Annotated in this window: 16 protein-coding genes; 8 read left to right on the top strand and 8 right to left on the bottom strand. The window is 44.5% G+C overall.

Features of this window, described 5'->3' with window-relative positions; genetic code table 11:
* Positions 1-2: 2 nt before the first annotated feature.
* The 3 genes from CWI81_RS12790 to CWI81_RS08665 form a co-directional block, all read right to left on the bottom strand.
* A complete protein-coding gene (locus tag CWI81_RS12790; protein WP_198678663.1) occupies positions 3-644 on the bottom strand; it encodes a hypothetical protein in 642 nt (213 codons plus the stop codon).
* The gene (locus CWI81_RS08670) at positions 641-1333 is read right to left on the bottom strand and encodes an HNH endonuclease (RefSeq protein ID WP_198678662.1); all 693 of its coding nucleotides are present in this window, start codon (positions 1331-1333) and stop codon (positions 641-643) included. Before CWI81_RS08670 ends, CWI81_RS12790 begins: the two co-directional genes overlap by 4 nt.
* A gap of 150 nt (positions 1334-1483) precedes the next feature.
* On the bottom strand, positions 1484-2062 hold the full coding sequence (locus tag CWI81_RS08665) for an HD domain-containing protein (protein WP_126784903.1): 579 nt from the start codon (positions 2060-2062) through the stop codon (positions 1484-1486).
* A 554-nt stretch (positions 2063-2616) separates the two neighbouring features.
* Between CWI81_RS08665 and mscL the strand changes: the two genes are divergently transcribed.
* From mscL to CWI81_RS08635, 6 genes are all read left to right on the top strand, one after another.
* Positions 2617-3075, top strand: a complete 459-nt coding sequence (mscL, locus tag CWI81_RS08660) for a large conductance mechanosensitive channel protein MscL (RefSeq protein WP_198678661.1) — start codon at positions 2617-2619, stop codon at positions 3073-3075.
* A gap of 59 nt (positions 3076-3134) precedes the next feature.
* Positions 3135-3581, top strand: coding sequence for a hypothetical protein (locus tag CWI81_RS08655; RefSeq protein ID WP_126784902.1), 447 nt, complete (start codon positions 3135-3137; stop codon positions 3579-3581).
* A 401-nt stretch (positions 3582-3982) separates the two neighbouring features.
* Positions 3983-4384 carry a hypothetical protein gene (locus CWI81_RS08650; protein ID WP_126784901.1) on the top strand — a complete coding sequence of 134 codons (402 nt, stop codon included), beginning with the start codon at positions 3983-3985 and terminating at the stop codon, positions 4382-4384.
* A 46-nt stretch (positions 4385-4430) separates the two neighbouring features.
* Complete coding sequence (locus CWI81_RS08645) at positions 4431-4901, top strand: helix-turn-helix domain-containing protein (RefSeq protein ID WP_126784900.1); 471 nt, start codon at positions 4431-4433, stop codon at positions 4899-4901.
* 1038 nt (positions 4902-5939) lie between these two features.
* Entirely contained in the window at positions 5940-6392 is a 453-nt protein-coding gene (locus tag CWI81_RS12785) for a helix-turn-helix domain-containing protein (protein WP_198678660.1), read from the top strand.
* Positions 6389-7660: a HipA domain-containing protein gene (locus CWI81_RS08635; protein WP_126784899.1), complete on the top strand. Its 1272-nt coding sequence runs from the start codon at positions 6389-6391 to the stop codon at positions 7658-7660. Before CWI81_RS12785 ends, CWI81_RS08635 begins: the two co-directional genes overlap by 4 nt.
* A gap of 157 nt (positions 7661-7817) precedes the next feature.
* Here the strand turns inward: CWI81_RS08635 and CWI81_RS08630 are convergent, their stop codons facing one another.
* From CWI81_RS08630 to CWI81_RS08615, 4 genes are read right to left on the bottom strand one after another with little or no spacing between them, the layout of a single operon-like run.
* Complete coding sequence (locus CWI81_RS08630; protein ID WP_126784898.1) at positions 7818-8126, bottom strand: DUF3240 family protein; 309 nt, start codon at positions 8124-8126, stop codon at positions 7818-7820.
* Positions 8116-11184: an efflux RND transporter permease subunit gene (locus CWI81_RS08625; protein ID WP_126784897.1), complete on the bottom strand. Its 3069-nt coding sequence runs from the start codon at positions 11182-11184 to the stop codon at positions 8116-8118. The genes CWI81_RS08630 and CWI81_RS08625 overlap by 11 nt, the downstream gene beginning before the upstream one ends.
* The gene (locus CWI81_RS08620) at positions 11184-12224 is read right to left on the bottom strand and encodes an efflux RND transporter periplasmic adaptor subunit (RefSeq protein WP_126784896.1); all 1041 of its coding nucleotides are present in this window, start codon (positions 12222-12224) and stop codon (positions 11184-11186) included. The genes CWI81_RS08625 and CWI81_RS08620 overlap by 1 nt, the downstream gene beginning before the upstream one ends.
* A complete protein-coding gene (locus tag CWI81_RS08615) occupies positions 12221-13417 on the bottom strand; it encodes a TolC family protein (RefSeq protein WP_126784895.1) in 1197 nt (398 codons plus the stop codon). Before CWI81_RS08615 ends, CWI81_RS08620 begins: the two co-directional genes overlap by 4 nt.
* Positions 13418-13515: 98 nt before the next feature.
* Here CWI81_RS08615 and CWI81_RS08610 point away from each other — a divergent pair, with 98 nt between their 5' ends.
* Entirely contained in the window at positions 13516-14010 is a 495-nt protein-coding gene (locus tag CWI81_RS08610) for a helix-turn-helix transcriptional regulator (protein WP_126784894.1), read from the top strand.
* Between the two features lie 43 nt (positions 14011-14053).
* Here CWI81_RS08610 and CWI81_RS08605 read toward each other — a convergent pair whose 3' ends face one another.
* Positions 14054-16051, bottom strand: coding sequence for an LTA synthase family protein (locus CWI81_RS08605; RefSeq protein ID WP_126784893.1), 1998 nt, complete (start codon positions 16049-16051; stop codon positions 14054-14056).
* A gap of 124 nt (positions 16052-16175) precedes the next feature.
* Here CWI81_RS08605 and CWI81_RS08600 point away from each other — a divergent pair, with 124 nt between their 5' ends.
* A complete protein-coding gene (locus CWI81_RS08600; RefSeq protein WP_126784892.1) occupies positions 16176-16535 on the top strand; it encodes a diacylglycerol kinase in 360 nt (119 codons plus the stop codon).
* Positions 16536-16586 lie beyond the last annotated feature (51 nt).

Below are 16586 nucleotides of genomic sequence, written 5' to 3'. Positions count from 1 at the left end.
CGCTAACGGTTTCGCATCAATTGTTTTAACTCTTCCCATTTTACTACTTTACACCCAAGCTCCTGCCCTGCATTAATTGCTTGTTGAGTTGGGCTGCCATTGGGATTTATATTCCAGGCAACATCAATTGAGCCAAATTGATCCCAAAAAGTTCGAATAGCATCTGCTGTAGGCTCGTACTCCATAATCATGCCAACACGGTAGGATTTACCATTTCTTAGCGACATGGTAAACACTCGGTCGTATTCTCTATCCAAGTTAGTGATTGAGCTCATTTGCCTTATCAGCCTGTATGAGAAAAAGTAGAGCTTATGCTCAGCGTTCATGAAGTCACCAGATTCAACGGCATCACTCAGTGAGCCAGCGTTACCCCATCCAATTTGGTTTTCTTGTGCATAAGTTATGGCCCCACCTTCCCATATGCATTCCTTTCTATAGCCGCAAAGAAAGCTCATGCTTGGAAAATCGGCATGGTATTGAGCTACTAACTCTCGTGTGATTTTGTATGAAGCAGAGATAATCGCAATTACTTCAGCACCATCATGAAGTTCTACTTTAATAGCATCACCGCGGATATGTTCTGCCAAATTTAATTTGACGTTCTTTTGAAGATACTCGAGAGCAAATCTAATTTGCCACATCATGTGAAAATCCCATCCATAGCTTCTGGGTAGCGGATTGCTTCTCCAGCGACACCACAAATATGTCGTGCTGATAACCCCCTAACATGCTCCTGATATCGAGCAAAAACTTCTTGTTCATTACCATTCATGTGACATTGATTTTTCTTGATAATTGCTTCGATGCGAAAATGGTTTGGAAGGATAACTCCTCGCATTCTATTTTCCCACGTCTTTGCTGCTTCAGATTCTGGATTGTAATCGAAACTAGAACCGTCTACTGGAGCATACTCTTTCCATATAGCGTTGTTTTCAGCCATAGCTGTAGCCACAGCCTCTCTAGCTTGACTACGATCTTCGTAAGTCTGGATTCCTTGGCTGTAAGCCAATGCTACTAAGTGTTTATTCTTCCAATCTAGTAGTGTACTTCTACTATAACCATCTGGTGCCTTGTCGATGACGGTATGACATGTTGGGCACAGCAAGATGAGGTTTTCAAATGAGTCTGCTTCAAATCCTTCCATTGGGCGCTCCTCATGACGAGGCCCTTTTTCGCCATGAGGTATTACATGAGCCATTTCTGCAATATGTTTGTCTCCGCCCATTTCTGCTGGGTAGAGTGGTTGAAGACAATCAGGGTTTTGACAATAACCTGCTGAATCAGAAAATAACCGCAGTTTGATTTCAGTTGATATTGCTTTACGTGATGTCATGAATTATTTCTTCTTTCGTCGGGGCATAGAAGTCTAACAGCGTATTATACCAACCATGCAAGGTCAGCTTCCTTGCTAGCTAGATTACCTTGTAAGGTCAGAAAGTCCAACGTCCGCTCATCGCTCATAGCAGCCGCTAAGCAGTTACTATTACATTGTAATATTGCCGTCTGCCAATGCTTTCGTATCTTTATCAATTAACGCCCTTATTGCTAACGTAAGTGCATCGTAATCGGTGTACTTTTTGCCATACGTAAGGTTGAATTTATAATTAAAGTCTTCTGGATTTTTACCCTGCGTATGTTGCAAAATCGTCTCGATCTTATCAAAGGCCTTAGCCAGTTTAGCCTCCTCGGATGAGGCATTCTCATACTCATCCCACAGTTCGAGGATTTCTAAGCGAAGACGTTCCGGCAGTGGCTGAATAAGTACTTGAAGATCTCTTCGTTCGTTAGCTCCCTTATCTACTCCTTCAACTTGATCGACTGCTGCTATATCACCGCTTATCGCCTCGCCTAAATCGTGAATAACGCATATTTTCAAAAGTTTTAGAATGTTTAGCTCGGGATATTCCTTTTCAAACAGTAAGACTATCAGGCACAAGCGCCAGGTGTGCTCAGCCGTACTTTCATGCCTACCATTAGATGTTCTTGACGAACGAAGCGCATTTTTCAGCTCCTCGGTTGCCCGAAGAAAGCTTAGGATGCCTTCTAACTCTTCATCTCGCATCTTAAGTTCTCCCTTGAGTTCTATATATTAAATACTATCCATTTTATCATTATTCCAAAGCCATGGGAGTATGACTGTAATTTTAATAGTGACGTCTGCTACGAGCGAAGAGCGGACCATCGGGCTTTTTGCCTAATTCAACGAGTAACTCGCCTCGCTGTTATTAATAAGTCTGGATGGCGCCAACCAAGCACGGCACAATTACCTCAGCAATAGTGCGCGTTTTGTTATTGTGTTGTGTATTTAAGTCGTTTACTGTCAATGACATAATGAAAAATGAAAGTTAAATATTGTGCGCCCATCAGACTCTAATTGAGCATGCTCAAATTACTTTACTAACTCAGACCATTTAAAAGGTAGCTATGGTCGCTTAATCAGCAACTTAAAAGCTCGCAACTATTCAATTGGGAGCGTCCATAGATGTTATGCAAAGGAAGAATCTTGATTGTATTAGCAAGACCTGACTCCATTCCCGACCTCGTTCCCCCTGCCGGCGGAGATCACGCGGCTGAACACGGCATTTGAATTGCAACAGCAACTTGAAAAGGAACGGTATGATCGGAATATTGAAAGAATTTAGGGAGTTTGCGGTCAAGGGAAGCTTGATTGAGTTTGCGGTTGGTATCAGTATCGGCGCAGCGTTTAACAGTGTTGTTTCCTCGCTGGTCAAGGACGTGATCATGCCGCCGATCGGCTGGCTTATCGGCCGTACCGATTTCGCGAGTTTATATGTCAATCTTGGTTTTCAAAAGTATAATAGTTTGCAGGCGGCACAGGCTGCCGGCGCGCCGACGGTCAATTACGGTAGTTTTTTAAATGAGCTGGTCGCACTTCTGCTGGTAGTATGGGTTATCTTTTTTATCGTAAAGTTTATCAATCGCCTGCGACGTGAAAAAGAAAAAGGCGATACACCTGATTCCATAACACGTCCGTGCCCATACTGCACAAACGAGATTGCGCAGAAGGCAACCCGATGTCCTTACTGCACGGCCGAGATCGAGGCCAATCTCTAAAAGAAATTATTGGCATCAGAGTTGAATTGCATAGCAGTTTGGACGTTCAGGGAGGAAAGATGCAGACTGCTAATAATAAGTATCTTCTGGCTGCGGCAATATGTTGTTTTGCTGCCGCACTGGCTCATCTTGGCTGTATTGTTTTCGGAGGCGATTGGTATCGCTTCTTTGGCGCAGGTGAGCAGATGGCTCGGATGGCAGAGCAAGGACTTTGGTATCCGACGATCGTTACCTCTTTCATCGTCTTGGTGCTTTTAGTTTGGACGCTTTATGGACTGTCGGGCGCATGTAAAATTAAACGTTTACCTCTGACAAAACTAGCGCTAATCCTCATTACCAGTATATTTTTACTGCGTGGCGTTTCCTTCGTTGGGTTAATGCCAATGTTTCCAGAAAATAGCCTGACGTTTTGGTTAATTAGTTCTGGTATATGCTTGTTTATTGGCGGCCTGTTTGCTGTAGGTACTTGGCAGCAGTGGGCGGTTTTAGGTGACAGAAATGCCTAACAAGTTAATTAATTCCGTTCCGACTACAAAAAGAGTGGCCTCCAGTGCAATGCTTACGTTGCTCTGCGGCATCCAATTAGCAAAGCGTTAACTTCCGCTACTGGCACCAGCCGGAGCTTATAGTTAAAATTTTAATCCACTTAACAACGATGTTTATGGGCATTTATTGAAAACTAAAGCCTCAACTAAACCCGTTTGTTTCTAGTAATGGGTGCCTGTCAGTTTCATCGGTGAGGTGATGTTAGTTACGGGGAAGGCCATACACAGGCACGATGTCGCATGAGTGACGTATAGGTTACATAACGCTTTCGGGTATTTAACGTCACCCTTTAAAGCAGTCCTCACTATTGTTGAGTTACCCGAATTAATCGGGCTTTCACAAAACAATCTAGGAATACTTTATGAAACACGTTAACTATAAATGGCTTTTAATTGGCATTCTTTCTTACATCGCAAGCAGTATAGTAGCGAGTGCGCTGTTCTCCATTGCCGTCATGTTTATGTTCGGACATATCGACCCCAGCCAGCTAAAAACGGTGCAGCCTACCGCTACAATTTTTGATATTGGAGAACCATTAATTGGTTTCACTGCCGCTATTTTAGTGGCCTACTGGTTGGCACGGAAAACACTTGAAACACAGACTAAAACTATTTGGTTTTATGCGTGTTTTTTATCAATTTACGGTCTTGTCAGTATATTAGTAACTCCGTCGGAAGAGCTCATGAGTGGGTCATTAAAACTATTAGCTCCGTGGGTAATTGCTATTTTGGCAAGAAAATGGGCAGAGAATACTCAAAAGTAAAATTAGCTGTTAAAGTAGCGTTAACGCCAACATAAAAGAATTCAAAATGGACGTTAACGCTCAATTTATAAAAAATCGTCGTCAACAAAATTTGTGGTCTCAGCAACAACTTTCCGATATGGCAGGACTTAGCCTGAGGACTCTTCAAAGAGTTGAAAAAACTTCGACAGCGTCGCTAGAGACAGTGAAGAGCCTTGCTTCAGTTTTTGAAGTCAATCCGTCAGACATTCTAAAAGGTGATAATGACGCTTTCGAGGAAACTCCCCAGAGCTATCCAATCTCCTCGACAAAGCTAAAAGCTAAACGAAGACGGTTGATTATTGGCCTATCTTTAGTTTGCTTGGTCAACGCCATTACGCTATTTATGCTTTTCGATCGGCATGAAAAAGGCTTGATTGAGCCCTCCACTTTTTACTTTTTAAAAAACTTTGTATCTATTACAACAATACTTTCTGTTGTCGTCACTCTTGTTCAAGGATTCCGAAAGAAAATATTTATCAAGAATGACTTTTGGTGATTCCACGGTCCGCTCTTGGCACAAAGCCGAAGGTCAGCAATGAGCGAAGAGCGGACGCTGCGATGGATTGTTATTTCGTCCTTGTCTCGCTCCCAGGTTTCTGTCAAAAAACTCTTATCTCTTCATAAGGAAAGTCGGTGCTTGTGTGATTCAGTATAACGGGTTCTACCCAGATTTTATGGACACATTCAGAAAGAGGGATAATATGCCTATACAGAGTGTTCATGACCAATTGAAGAAAATACAGCACAGAATTTAAACGGGAGGCCGTAGAGCATATACGCCAAACTGGCGTCAGCTCCATTTATACGGCGGACTGTTTTGTTTTCTAAATGTCTTCCCAACCATCCGGTAGGTACATTATTTCTTCATCCTTTCAGTTGCATTAATCTTCAATTATTTTTTAATATATTCGCGTCATTGTCAAAGAAGCTCCCTAGAGAGGGCTTGAGCAAGTCGAACTGGCAACACTGGGTTGGGTAGGATGGTTCAACAATAAGCGTCTTTTGAGTCCGGTCGTGAGATAGTCCACCTGCTGAGTATGAAAAAAGCCATTGTCGACAACTAGCAGAAGATGAGGCAGTATGACCCAAACAAATAAGCCTCCGAATTTACCGGCGTGATTCATCACATCCAGTCTAGGCTAAAATTTGTTCAGAGAATCTGTCAACTTGTTTAAGCCCACTCCCTCTCTTCTATCGTCAGCACCTTCCTCGAAGAAGGTAAGCTCAATACGTCCATCGAATTCGTAGAGAGCTGACTGCTCAGGAACCCTTCATAATTTAGCAACTCCTTTTCACACCATGATTTTTCATTCGATAGTGTGAATAAAATTGACTTTGCAGTATTCTATAACTAAATTAACATTATCGTATGAATTTTTTATTTTTAAAATATAACGCTGTTGTTTTCATTCGATCGAATGAATTAGTTAGAATAAGTAGTGTTTAACAGATAAATTAACTCCACCGTGTGAATTTTTTAATTTTAAAGCTTTTCACTATGCTTTTCACAGGATTAACTGAATTGAGAGGGTTCATGCTTATTAGAACAACCACCCCAGAAATGATGGGAACAATCTCCAAGGTTGTTAGGAAATCACAAAACATGGATCAAACTACTGCAGGTGCGTTCTCAGGCAGTAGCATTAATTTTGTCAGCCAGTTTGAGCGTGGAAAACCCACCGTACAACTCGGTCGTGTATTAGAATTGCTCAATGCACTGGGTATTGAAGTACTCTTAAATATTCCTGATAGCGTATCGCAGGATATGCTTAAATTTATTGCAAAAGAGGTATGGGGCAATACGGAATCTCCGTGGCGACAAACATTAATCAGCGATTCACCTCCAAAACAGGCAGTTAGCGATTACTTCCCGCCATGGGAGAGGTATAACCTAACTTGGGGATCTGAAAAAGCAAAATCGAAACTTGATAACGAATTTTCGACGCTCTTGAAAGGACACTATCAAGATAACAAGGATAAAAAATGACGGACGAGCGCCAGTTATCAGTCATCATAGACACTACGCTTATCGGAGTTATTGGAGAGAATAACGGGTTATGGTCTTTCCAGTATGATGAAAAATGGCTAAGAGACTCTGCTAAGTTTCCGTTAACGCCCAGTCTAACCCTACGAGAAGAGCCGCACATCGATACAGGCTCGAAGCGCCCAGTACAATGGTTCTTTGACAACCTATTACCCGAGGAAGGCGCTCGAGAACTTATAGCGAGAGACAACAGTCTCGATAAAGATGATGCATTTTCGATGCTCGAGAGTGTAGGCTCTGAAACGGCCGGAGCGCTCACACTACTGCCACCTGGGGCTGAAATTCCCGAAGGCGGGTTAGCGTCCTTACCGCGAGCTGAACTTAACGAACGCATCAAGAATTTGCCACACGAACAGCTTAACAACAAACAACATAAGCGAATGTCGATTGCAGGAGCTCAGCATAAAATGCTTCTGGTAATTGACCAAGGTGAATACTACGAGCCTATCGGTCAGACACCCTCAACGCATATACTGAAACCGGAGCACCAAAATCCGGATCAATATTGGTGCACAGTCCGAAACGAATATTTCTGCATGAGACTGGCTCAGAGTTGTGGCCTTACCGTCCCCAACGTCAGCATCGATTACGTACCAGCGCCGGTTTACCTGATCGAACGCTTTGATCGAATAGGCCAATACCCCAGGCAAGAACGCCTTCATGTACTCGATGGTTGTCAGGTGCTCGATATTTCTGCGCAACGTAAATATCGCGCCAGTCATGCGGGAAACCTGAAAAAACTAGCGAAGCTCTCACGACAGCCTGCAAAAACCATCATTAACTTATTTAAGTGGGTAGTGTTCAATTATCTAATTGGAAATGGCGACGCACACCTTAAAAATATCAGCTTTAGATATGGCACTAACGACTGCGTACTCATGCCACACTATGATCTGTTAAGCACAGCAGTGTATGAGAATGGCGTCAACCACATGCACGCCGAACTATCTCAACCCTTAGGCGGAGCCACCACCTTTGGCGATGTCACGATTAAACACTTATTGCAGTTCGCTTCTGAAATCGGAATGCCAGAAAAACTCGCGATTAAAGAGGTGCGTGAACTAACTCGCTTATGCTTAAAACACTCTAGAGCCATGCTTGAAACATTACAACAACAACCTAGTTATCCGGAAAAAGGCGCTGAAATAAGATTAATCAGTCACATCCTACACCGCTGCATTGGGGAGTTTTCGCAAAAAATAATGCCATAATAATATCGAAAACCGGGAGGTCCTGTTGTCAGCATCGCGATGCGAATATTATATTTAATCGGAGCTATAGAGCGGTGGCCAGTTTTTCTTGACCACTACAGTAACCTATACGTCACTCATGTGACATAGTGCCTTACCACCGGTCTCTTTATTCGTTTCAAATATCCTCAAGATGTCCAGTATTCTCTATTGGTTGAATGACATAACGGATCGGCTCTCTAAAGTGTAGGTTTGATAGACTCTTAAGGACTGTAGTTATGTCATCGTCAGAGCAAATGATTTCAGCCACCATCATGCGTCGCGAGCCCTTAATTTGTTCGCTAATATCAAAGCGCTCATGATCACGACTAAAACCATCGATAGCATAGAGGCTGAAGCCGCTGATAATATCGAGCTGGATCAGACTATCAACCAAATCGACTTTTTGTTCGCAGCTAAAGTAGAGCTTTATTAACTTATTTGGCATCAGCGGACTTCCTGTTGACGAGTAAGTATAAAAGAGGCAGCAATAATAAGGTGGCTAGAGTCGCTGTAATCAGCCCTCCGATAACTACTACGGCCAGTGGCTTTTGCACTTCCGAACCGGGACCACTGGACATTAATAGAGGGATCAGGCCAAAAATAGCGGTAATAGCAGTGATGAGTACTGGTCGTAGGCGGTCTTTTGCGCCTTCAATAACCAGACTATTAAAGTCACTGAAATGCACGAGGGTCTGCTCAAAGTGACTAATCATCACGATGCCGTTGAGGATGGCAACACCCATCAATGCAATAAAACCGACCGAGGCGGGTACGGACATGTATTCGCCACTCAGCCACAGTGAAATGGCGCCGCCACTTAAGGCAAACGGTATGTTGGTTAGCACAATCGTCGTTAGGCCCATTGATCCCATCGAACTAAACAATAAGATGATGATCAATAACAAGGCAACCGGAATAACCATCAGTAAATTGGCACTGGCACGTGCCTGGTTTTCAAACTCACCGCCGTAATCAATAAAGTAGCCCGGTTCAAGACTCACGTTAGCATTCACTCGTTGTTGTAATTCGTTAACAAAGCCGACAACGTCGCGATTTTCCACATTGCTGGTAATTAATGCATAGCGATTGGAGTTTTCACGTTCGATAATGGCGGGACCATGGTCAAAACTGATGTCAGCAAGTTGTTGAAGAGCAACGGTTTCGCCGTTTTCAGTTACAATCGGCAACGATTCGATGTTGCTAATCGAATGATAGTTACCCGCTGACTTTTGTGAGCCCATCACGATAGGGGTTCGAATACGTCCGTCAACGGCCTCACTGACAGGAAAACCGCTGAGTTGTGACAGAATAAACTCGCTAAAATTTTGTTTGGAAATACCGTAATAACGAAGTTGCTGCATATTTGGTACGATGCTTAAAAAGCGAGCGCCGGTTATAACACTGGCCTGCACATCGACCGCGCCTTGTACCTGTTCAGCTTGCTCAATGACATTATCGGTAATCATCGCTAGGTTATTTATATCATCACCAAACACCTTAATCGAAACATCACCACTACTGCCGGTTAGCATTTCCGAAATACGCATTTGAATGGGCTGGGTGAAGTTAACATTCATGCCCGGATAGGTGGATACAACCTCGCGAATGGCACCAATGAGCTCCTGTTTAGTATCAAAGCGCCAGCTGTCTTTGGGGTTTAACTCCATAAACACGTCTGTCTCGTTAAGCCCCATAGGATCTAAACCCAGTTCATCTGAACCGGTGCGGGCAACAATTTGTTTTATCTCGGGGATTTTACTGAGTAGTTCACGCTCTACCTGACTGTCGAGAGCGACGGATTCTTTTAGCGATATGGTTGGCGACTTTTCCAGTTGTACGATGATGTCGCCCTCATCCATGGTAGGCATAAAGATTTTACCAACCATGATAAAGCTAAAAACGCTTAAACCAAGCACGGCGGCAAACCCCAATAGGGTGGCATTTCGGCGCTTAATAACGCCGGATAAAATACGTTGGTAGCGACTTTGCATGCGTTCAAGAGATTTATTGCGGCGTTCTTTAGGACGCATTAACAAAGAGCCAAGCGCTGGAATAAGTGTTAGTGAAGTGATTAACGCTGCGGTAATGGCGATAACAATGGTCAAAGCCACCGGCGAAAACAACTTACCCTCTAGACCGGTCAGCGTGAGTAAGGGTAAAAACACCAAAATAATGATCACAGTCCCGCTAACCACCGACGGAGCAACAGCCAGGCTTGCACGGTAAATCTTGTGTAGCAGGGGGAGTTGTTTCTGGGAGTTTAACTCGGTTTCGATTTTCTCAGTAATCACAACGGACGAGTCAACAATCATGCCGATGGCTATCACCAGCCCGCCTAAACTCATTAAGTTTGCGGATAATCCTAGTAATTGCAGGCAAATAAAGGTAATTAACGCCGCTACGGGAATTGATAAGGAGACCAAAATTGAGGCGCGTACATTGCGTAAGAAGAACACCAATACCGCAACAACTAAAACAATGGACTGCATCAGCGCATCAGAGATGCCGTTAATAGCCTTGTCGATAAGGCCTTTGCGGTTATAGAAAACGTTAATATTGGTATTTTCCGGTAGGCTCGGTTGTATTTGCGCTAGTTTCTGCTCTACCGCGTCTACAACAGCAGCCGCATTGGCGCCTTTTAAGCCGACAACCAAGCCTTCAACGGCTTCTTCACCATCTTTGGTAATGGCACCAAACCGCGGCAGATAACTGAGCGTAACGTCGCCAAGCTGGCCCAGCCGATACACTTGTTGCTGTTGATTAGCTACGTTAATTGAGGCCAGATCGTCAAGCGAAACGATACGCCCAGTCACTCTTGCGCTGAACGTTTCGGTGCCCTGCGTGATACGGCCGAGATTACCCACTTGATTTGTATCAGCCAGGGCCTCCTTTATGGCTTGTAGAGAAATCCCTGCATCGCTCAACTTGGTCACTGACGGGGTAAACTGAAAAGTCCTAACTTTACCGCCTAGATTGGTTACGTCAGCCACACCCTCGACAGTGCGTAACGCCGGCCGAATAACCCAATCCAGTAAGTGGCGTTTTTGTGTGAGGCTCATGTCCGGGTTTTCTACCGTGAACATAAACATTTCGCTCAACGGCGTGCTCATTGGAGCCATACCGCCTTGAATACCGGTAGGCAAGTCTTTACTCACCGCGGCGAGCTTTTCTGCAACCTGCTGGCGCGCCCAATAAATATCTGTGCCTTCTTCAAAGTCCAGCGTAATGGAGGTAATCCCATATTTAGTCGTCGAGCGCAAAATGGTTTGATTCGGTATACCCAGTAGCTCTGTTTCTAATGGGTGAGTGACTTGATTTTCTACCCGTTCGGCGGCCATGCCGGGGGCGCGTAAAATGACGTTAACCTGAGTCGGCGAGATCTCCGGGAAGGCGTCTACGGGTAACTGCCGAACAGATTGAATGCCAGCGGCTATTAACAATAAAAAGGTAATAAAAACAAATAAACGATTTTTTAGCGAAAAGCTCAGTAAACGGCCAATCATTACTGTGCCTCCTGCTCTTCAGTAATCACTTTAAGAGCCGCCACAGAGTTGGTTGCGATGCGGTTTAACGAGGTTGCTGATTGCACAAAGTAATGCGTGTTTTGCAAGCTAAGTAATTCAACCGGTACTGCCTTAATCGTCGAGTTGTCCATACTAAATACCACGACTTGATCTTGTAGTGTGGCAATGGCACTGGCAGGCACACGATAGGCATTTTCAAGTTTCGCTTGGGGGTCAACGGTAAAACGTTGGTCAATTGTCCATGCCACTTGTCCGGGGGACTCACTCCAAACGCGAACAAAGCCATTACGGACGGTTTGCTCGCGTTGCCTTACTGGTAATTGTCGGCTGTTAATTTGTAAGTGAGTGATGCGTTTGGCCTGTGCCATAGGAATCTCTACGACCACAGCGAGTCGCTCTTGTGTAAGTAGCGAGCCTAATTGTTGGCTATTGGAGCTGGTACGCCAAATGCCGGATTCTGTTGCTATAAGTTGTGCTGATTGTTCACCTGTTTGCGTGACTCGCCGTAGCACCACATTAATATCGTGCATGGTATCACTGAGGTTTATGTATTGCGTTAAAAACTGCTGCCACTCGTCAGCAGCAATCGCGTTATTCTCGTATAAGCGCTTTTTGCTTTGATATTGTTTAGTGGCAACATCGTATTGCTCTTGTAGCATGTCAACACGGTGGAAGAAGTGCTCTACCGAGGGGCCATTTAATTGTGCAATCAGGGTGCCCAGCTCCAGTGTCTGACCATCAACAACAGCATAGTCGATCGCGGCATTGTCAAAGGGGTTGGATAAGGTTAATACGCTACCTGGTGTGGTTTGATAACGTCCGGTCACGGGGGCAAAAGTCACAGTTTCGGCTGTTTCTGCAGTTTGCGGGCGTAGCTCGTAGTTACTGACTTGCTCGGCAGCAATGGACTGTGCGGCCAAAGCATTCGTTGCAGTTGCAACTCCTAATAAAGCAAGACTTAATATATTAGTGATGCACTTAATAGAAGTGGTTAGATTAGAAGGGGGACGACGTTTCATAAAGTAATTCCCTTTGCTTGATTAACGAGTGCCTGGGCTTGCTTAACTCGAATTTGGCTAAGCTGTGCCGCTTGTTGATAGGACAATTGCTCCAGTAAACGATCAATGTACAAGCGCGTATCAATTTGACCTTGTTGGTAAAGGTTGTCGAGCTGTTCGATGGCTTGATGAGTTAACTTGGCATTTTGGCGGTTACTTTGATGTTGTTGTTTTAGTTGTGCTAACTGACTTTGTGCGTCAACGATGTCGAGCTCAAGGCGCACGTGCGTCTGTCTTAGTGACTGGTTCAACTCGCTTTGTTGCTGTTGCATGGCAGCAAGTTCACTTGCATTTAGCGACTGCGAAAAACTAAGCGGTAGGCTAAAACCCAGTCCCCATTGGTTTTCGCTTTGGTTGGGAGCATCAATGTATTTATACCCCGCATTAACGCCCCAGCTTTTTTGTGCGGCGATGCTCTGCTGGGTTGCATTTAACGTCAATTGCCATTGCAACTGTAGACGTTGCAATTCGGGGTGCGTTGGTATGGCATGTTTTGCCAGTTCAGGTTCATCAAGTGACGTTGGCAATGCATTAAAACCGGTTAGCTTTTGCCACAGGCGTTCGAGCTGTTGTAAAGCTATCTGCTTTTTCACAACCTGGCTCTGCGCAGTTTGCTGTTGTTGCGTAACAATAATACCTGCATACACCGGCCGCTCCCCAGCTTCTACTAGCGACTCGGTCTGGCGCTGCAGCTGACTTAATTGGTCAACGACTTGTTCGGCATAAGCGAGTTCAGCACTCAGTTGTTTGGCATTCCAGAACAGTTCACGTAAAACACCGCTTGCGGCCAGCTTAAACTGAAGGTTTTGAAGCTGCTGGTATTGTTGAATAAGTTGTCGGGAATGATGACCAAGCTGGCGTTGGTCGGGATTTAAAAACTCCAACTCTAAAACAAGTTCTGTCTCGTTAGCGCCAAAGCTGTCGGCGTTAGTCTGCCAATGCATGAGATTTAATCGCGGCGTTGCAGATAGCCATCGGCGCTGGCTAAAGTCAGTGGCTATAACCATCCCATCTGTTTTGAGTCGCTCAACAGTCGAGCGCAGTAAAGTTTGTTGTGATGGATTATTGGCTCTGGTTGGGAGACTAAGCAACAATACTGCAACAGCCAATAGACTAAAAAACAACTTACCGGGAATGACGCGGAACAAAGACATCAAAACCTCCATCGGTTAATATCATCCTAAAGATTAGGGTTTTTAAGGGATTAATGCATCGGGCAGATGTCCTAAGCGTAGTATGTTAAGGGGAATTTATGACAATTGACCGACTATTAATGGTAATTTTATTACTTATCGCGTTTGCTAATATTTCTGATGTCGTGGCGGATTATCATATGCAAGTGGCTACTTGGCACTTGGCCATAGAGGGAATAACCGTGGTTATTTCAATTGCGGCGTTTATTGTGCTTTGGCGACGGGTATTGCGTCGAAATCAACAATTGCAGCAGTTAAAGTCTGCGCTATTGCGACATCAGCAGCAAGAGGCGGACTGGAAAAAGCAAACACCGCAGCAGTCCTTTGGCTCTTACTCGGATGTTCAGTCTTGGTTTAAACAATGGAGCTTGTCTTCTAGCGAGCAGGAGGTTGCAGTTTTACTAATTAAGGGACTTAGCTTTAACGAAATTGCCGATGTGCGCGGCACAAAAGAAAAAACCGTTCGGCAGCAGGCATCATCCATTTATTCTAAGTCGGGGTTGGGTGGTCGTAATAATCTTTCAGGCTGGTTAATTGATATGCTTTTAGAGTGACTATCAATCGGTGCCAATTCTACTTAACTACTACAACCCCCTCTTATTGCCTGGGCACAAAGTACGCTCGTTGCTGGTATAAAATAGACGGCAGCATCGCAAAAGCCTGGACTTTGCGGATATGCTCCGGTTGCGGTCTGTCCTCAATCAGCGCTAGTGATTGTGGCGATGATTGATAGCAAAATTGTTTTACTGATTTATCGACTTGCAGCAGAGTTAAACGTGGACCGTTAATGTGCTGTTCCAGCCAGCCATAATTGTCGCCAAATTGCATCATAGCTCGATTTTCCGGTTGCACATCGGGTTGACTGAGATCCTGCCCTACCGTCGGTAAGTAGGCCGATATGCCTGCAAGAGATAAAAGCGTTGGTGGCAAGTCGATTTGGCTGCTGATTGCAGAAATGGTTTTTGGCTTAATATCCGCCCCCAGAATGAGTCCCGGAATATGGAATTTGCTGACGGGGATTAATTCATCCCCGTAAACTCGGGTATCGTGGTCAGCGACCACTAGAAATAATGTATTTTGCCAGTAGTCACTCTTCTGTGCTTTTGCAAAGAACTCGCCTAACGCATGGTCTGCGTATTTAACCGCATTGTTGACCGTCTGCTTAGGTTGTTCTGCTAATGTAATCTCACCATCAGGGAACTCAAATGGCTCGTGGTTTGACGAGGTAAACGCAAGAGTAAACTGGGGGGCTGAGTTATCGGCTTGTGATAAGCGTTGATGTAACTTATTCAATAAGTCTTGGTCACTAACTCCCCAGCTACCTACAAATTGGGGAGATTCATAGTCGTCCTGGTCGATGACAGACTGAAATCCATTCCCAATAAAGAAACTCGCCATATTGTCAAAGTGGGCTTGTCCTCCGTATATAAACTCAGTGTTGTAGCCTTCTCTGGAAAGCGTATCTGCGAGCGTAAAAAACTGACGCTGTGACCCCGATAGCTTGACGGTTGAGCGGGCACGGGTTGGTAAAAAGCCGGAAATTACGGCTTCGATACCTCTGACTGAGCGAGTACCGGTTGCGTAGAGGTTTTCAAACCACCATCCCTGTTTCTTTAAACGCTCGAGGTTCGGCGTTAACGGCATACCACCTAGCGACTCAACAAAGGTCGCACCAAGGCTTTCCTCCAGAATGACCACAATATTCAAAGGTATTTTGCGCTTGGCTGAAGCTGATTGGTAATGCACGGTAGGATAATCGGCAAAAGGGAACTCCAAATTGGCTAAATAGGGCACTTTTCGTACTTCATTAATGATCTCCTCGTCAGTGAGTTTCCCGTAAACACGATTTGCCTGTGCTTCGTGCTTTAGGTTATACAGTGCGTACTCAAGGGTGTAAGTGGAGTTTAAAATTAATGAATTAACCATTGCATCGGAGGTGACCGCAAAAAATGCCGGGTTGGCAGGCCGATGTGCCAGAGTCGATCGAATGCCGAACAATGTTGTAACGATTAATACTGGAATGACTGCTATTAGGTAACGCCGTTTTATGACTCTTGGTTGAAAGTTAGCTTCGGATTTCTTATACCAACGATATGAAAGGTAAACGAATACCAGTGTTGAGGCAATTCCGGTGAAAAGCCAACCAGCAAAGCCATGTATTAGGGTAGAGAAAACTTCTTTTGGGTACGCAAGGTACTCAAAGAACAATCGGTTTGGGCGAGTATCATACTGTGCTAAGAATGCGGGTGTTGAGACTTCCATGAACCACAACACTAATGCACAAATCAAAAACCAAACTGTCCATAACCGCCGCCACCACCGCTGAGCTATCGATTTGTGTAAAACCATACTTAATGGCGACAATACTAATAATGGAATCAGCGTAAAGTATCCTACTTGAATTAAGTCTGCACGTACGCCAAGTACAATAAAATCGAGCCAGTTAATTGCGCTTTCAACGCGCTCTGCATAGAGTCCAGCAAGTAATAAACGACAGCAGGTTAACAGCGCCAAAGTGGCTCCTGCGAAATAGGTCACGGGTTTAAACAGTGCTAGAGTTTGCCATAAGGTATTGTTAGACGTTGCTGCCCACATAGATGTTAGCTCTTTTTTTACTGACTACGTGAAGAAACTAACAACCACTCCTTAAGTAAAGCTTAAGACTGCTTTAATAAACTGTGCTGAGTACTTTAAATCAGAGTCCAAGAGAGGATAGACAATGAAGCCAGCCCATACCGGTATGACTCGAATTTGGAAAGCGACGTTTAACTCACTACGAGGGATAAAAACTGCTTGGCGTTATGAAGCCGCGTTTCGACAGGAAGCTCTTATGTGTGCCGCTCTAATACCGGTTGCACTGCTCGCTGATGTATCAGTTGCAGAACGCCTACTGCTCATTATTAGCTTATTTATTTTAGTCATTACCGAACTACTTAATTCGGCTGTAGAAGCGGTTATTGACCGTATTGGTGCTGAGTTTCACGAGTTGAGTGGTCGTGCAAAAGATATAGCGTCAGCTGCTGTATTCTTTGCGTTGCTGCTGTTAATAGTTACCTGGATCAGTATTTTGTTTTTCTAATTTTCTAAAAAAATTGGAACTTTTAATCAAACGCTTAAGCCATGATTGCTG

Source organism: Idiomarina seosinensis (genome assembly GCF_003987275.1).
Classification (GTDB): Bacteria; Pseudomonadota; Gammaproteobacteria; order Enterobacterales; family Alteromonadaceae; genus Idiomarina; species Idiomarina seosinensis.
The sequence above is the reverse complement of the archived record's forward strand: the minus strand, read 5'-3'. Positions and strand labels throughout refer to the sequence as shown.

Coding starts and splice junctions, on each gene's coding strand:
- CWI81_RS12790 (WP_198678663.1), bottom strand. CDS start 644: ATGATGTGGCAAATTAGATTTGCTCTCGAGTATCTTCAAAAGAACGTC.
- CWI81_RS08670 (WP_198678662.1), bottom strand. CDS start 1,333: ATGACATCACGTAAAGCAATATCAACTGAAATCAAACTGCGGTTATTT.
- CWI81_RS08665 (WP_126784903.1), bottom strand. CDS start 2,062: ATGCGAGATGAAGAGTTAGAAGGCATCCTAAGCTTTCTTCGGGCAACC.
- mscL (WP_198678661.1), top strand. CDS start 2,617: ATGATCGGAATATTGAAAGAATTTAGGGAGTTTGCGGTCAAGGGAAGC.
- CWI81_RS08655 (WP_126784902.1), top strand. CDS start 3,135: ATGCAGACTGCTAATAATAAGTATCTTCTGGCTGCGGCAATATGTTGT.
- CWI81_RS08650 (WP_126784901.1), top strand. CDS start 3,983: ATGAAACACGTTAACTATAAATGGCTTTTAATTGGCATTCTTTCTTAC.
- CWI81_RS08645 (WP_126784900.1), top strand. CDS start 4,431: ATGGACGTTAACGCTCAATTTATAAAAAATCGTCGTCAACAAAATTTG.
- CWI81_RS12785 (WP_198678660.1), top strand. CDS start 5,940: ATGCTTATTAGAACAACCACCCCAGAAATGATGGGAACAATCTCCAAG.
- CWI81_RS08635 (WP_126784899.1), top strand. CDS start 6,389: ATGACGGACGAGCGCCAGTTATCAGTCATCATAGACACTACGCTTATC.
- CWI81_RS08630 (WP_126784898.1), bottom strand. CDS start 8,126: ATGCCAAATAAGTTAATAAAGCTCTACTTTAGCTGCGAACAAAAAGTC.
- CWI81_RS08625 (WP_126784897.1), bottom strand. CDS start 11,184: ATGATTGGCCGTTTACTGAGCTTTTCGCTAAAAAATCGTTTATTTGTT.
- CWI81_RS08620 (WP_126784896.1), bottom strand. CDS start 12,224: ATGAAACGTCGTCCCCCTTCTAATCTAACCACTTCTATTAAGTGCATC.
- CWI81_RS08615 (WP_126784895.1), bottom strand. CDS start 13,417: ATGTCTTTGTTCCGCGTCATTCCCGGTAAGTTGTTTTTTAGTCTATTG.
- CWI81_RS08610 (WP_126784894.1), top strand. CDS start 13,516: ATGACAATTGACCGACTATTAATGGTAATTTTATTACTTATCGCGTTT.
- CWI81_RS08605 (WP_126784893.1), bottom strand. CDS start 16,051: ATGTGGGCAGCAACGTCTAACAATACCTTATGGCAAACTCTAGCACTG.
- CWI81_RS08600 (WP_126784892.1), top strand. CDS start 16,176: ATGAAGCCAGCCCATACCGGTATGACTCGAATTTGGAAAGCGACGTTT.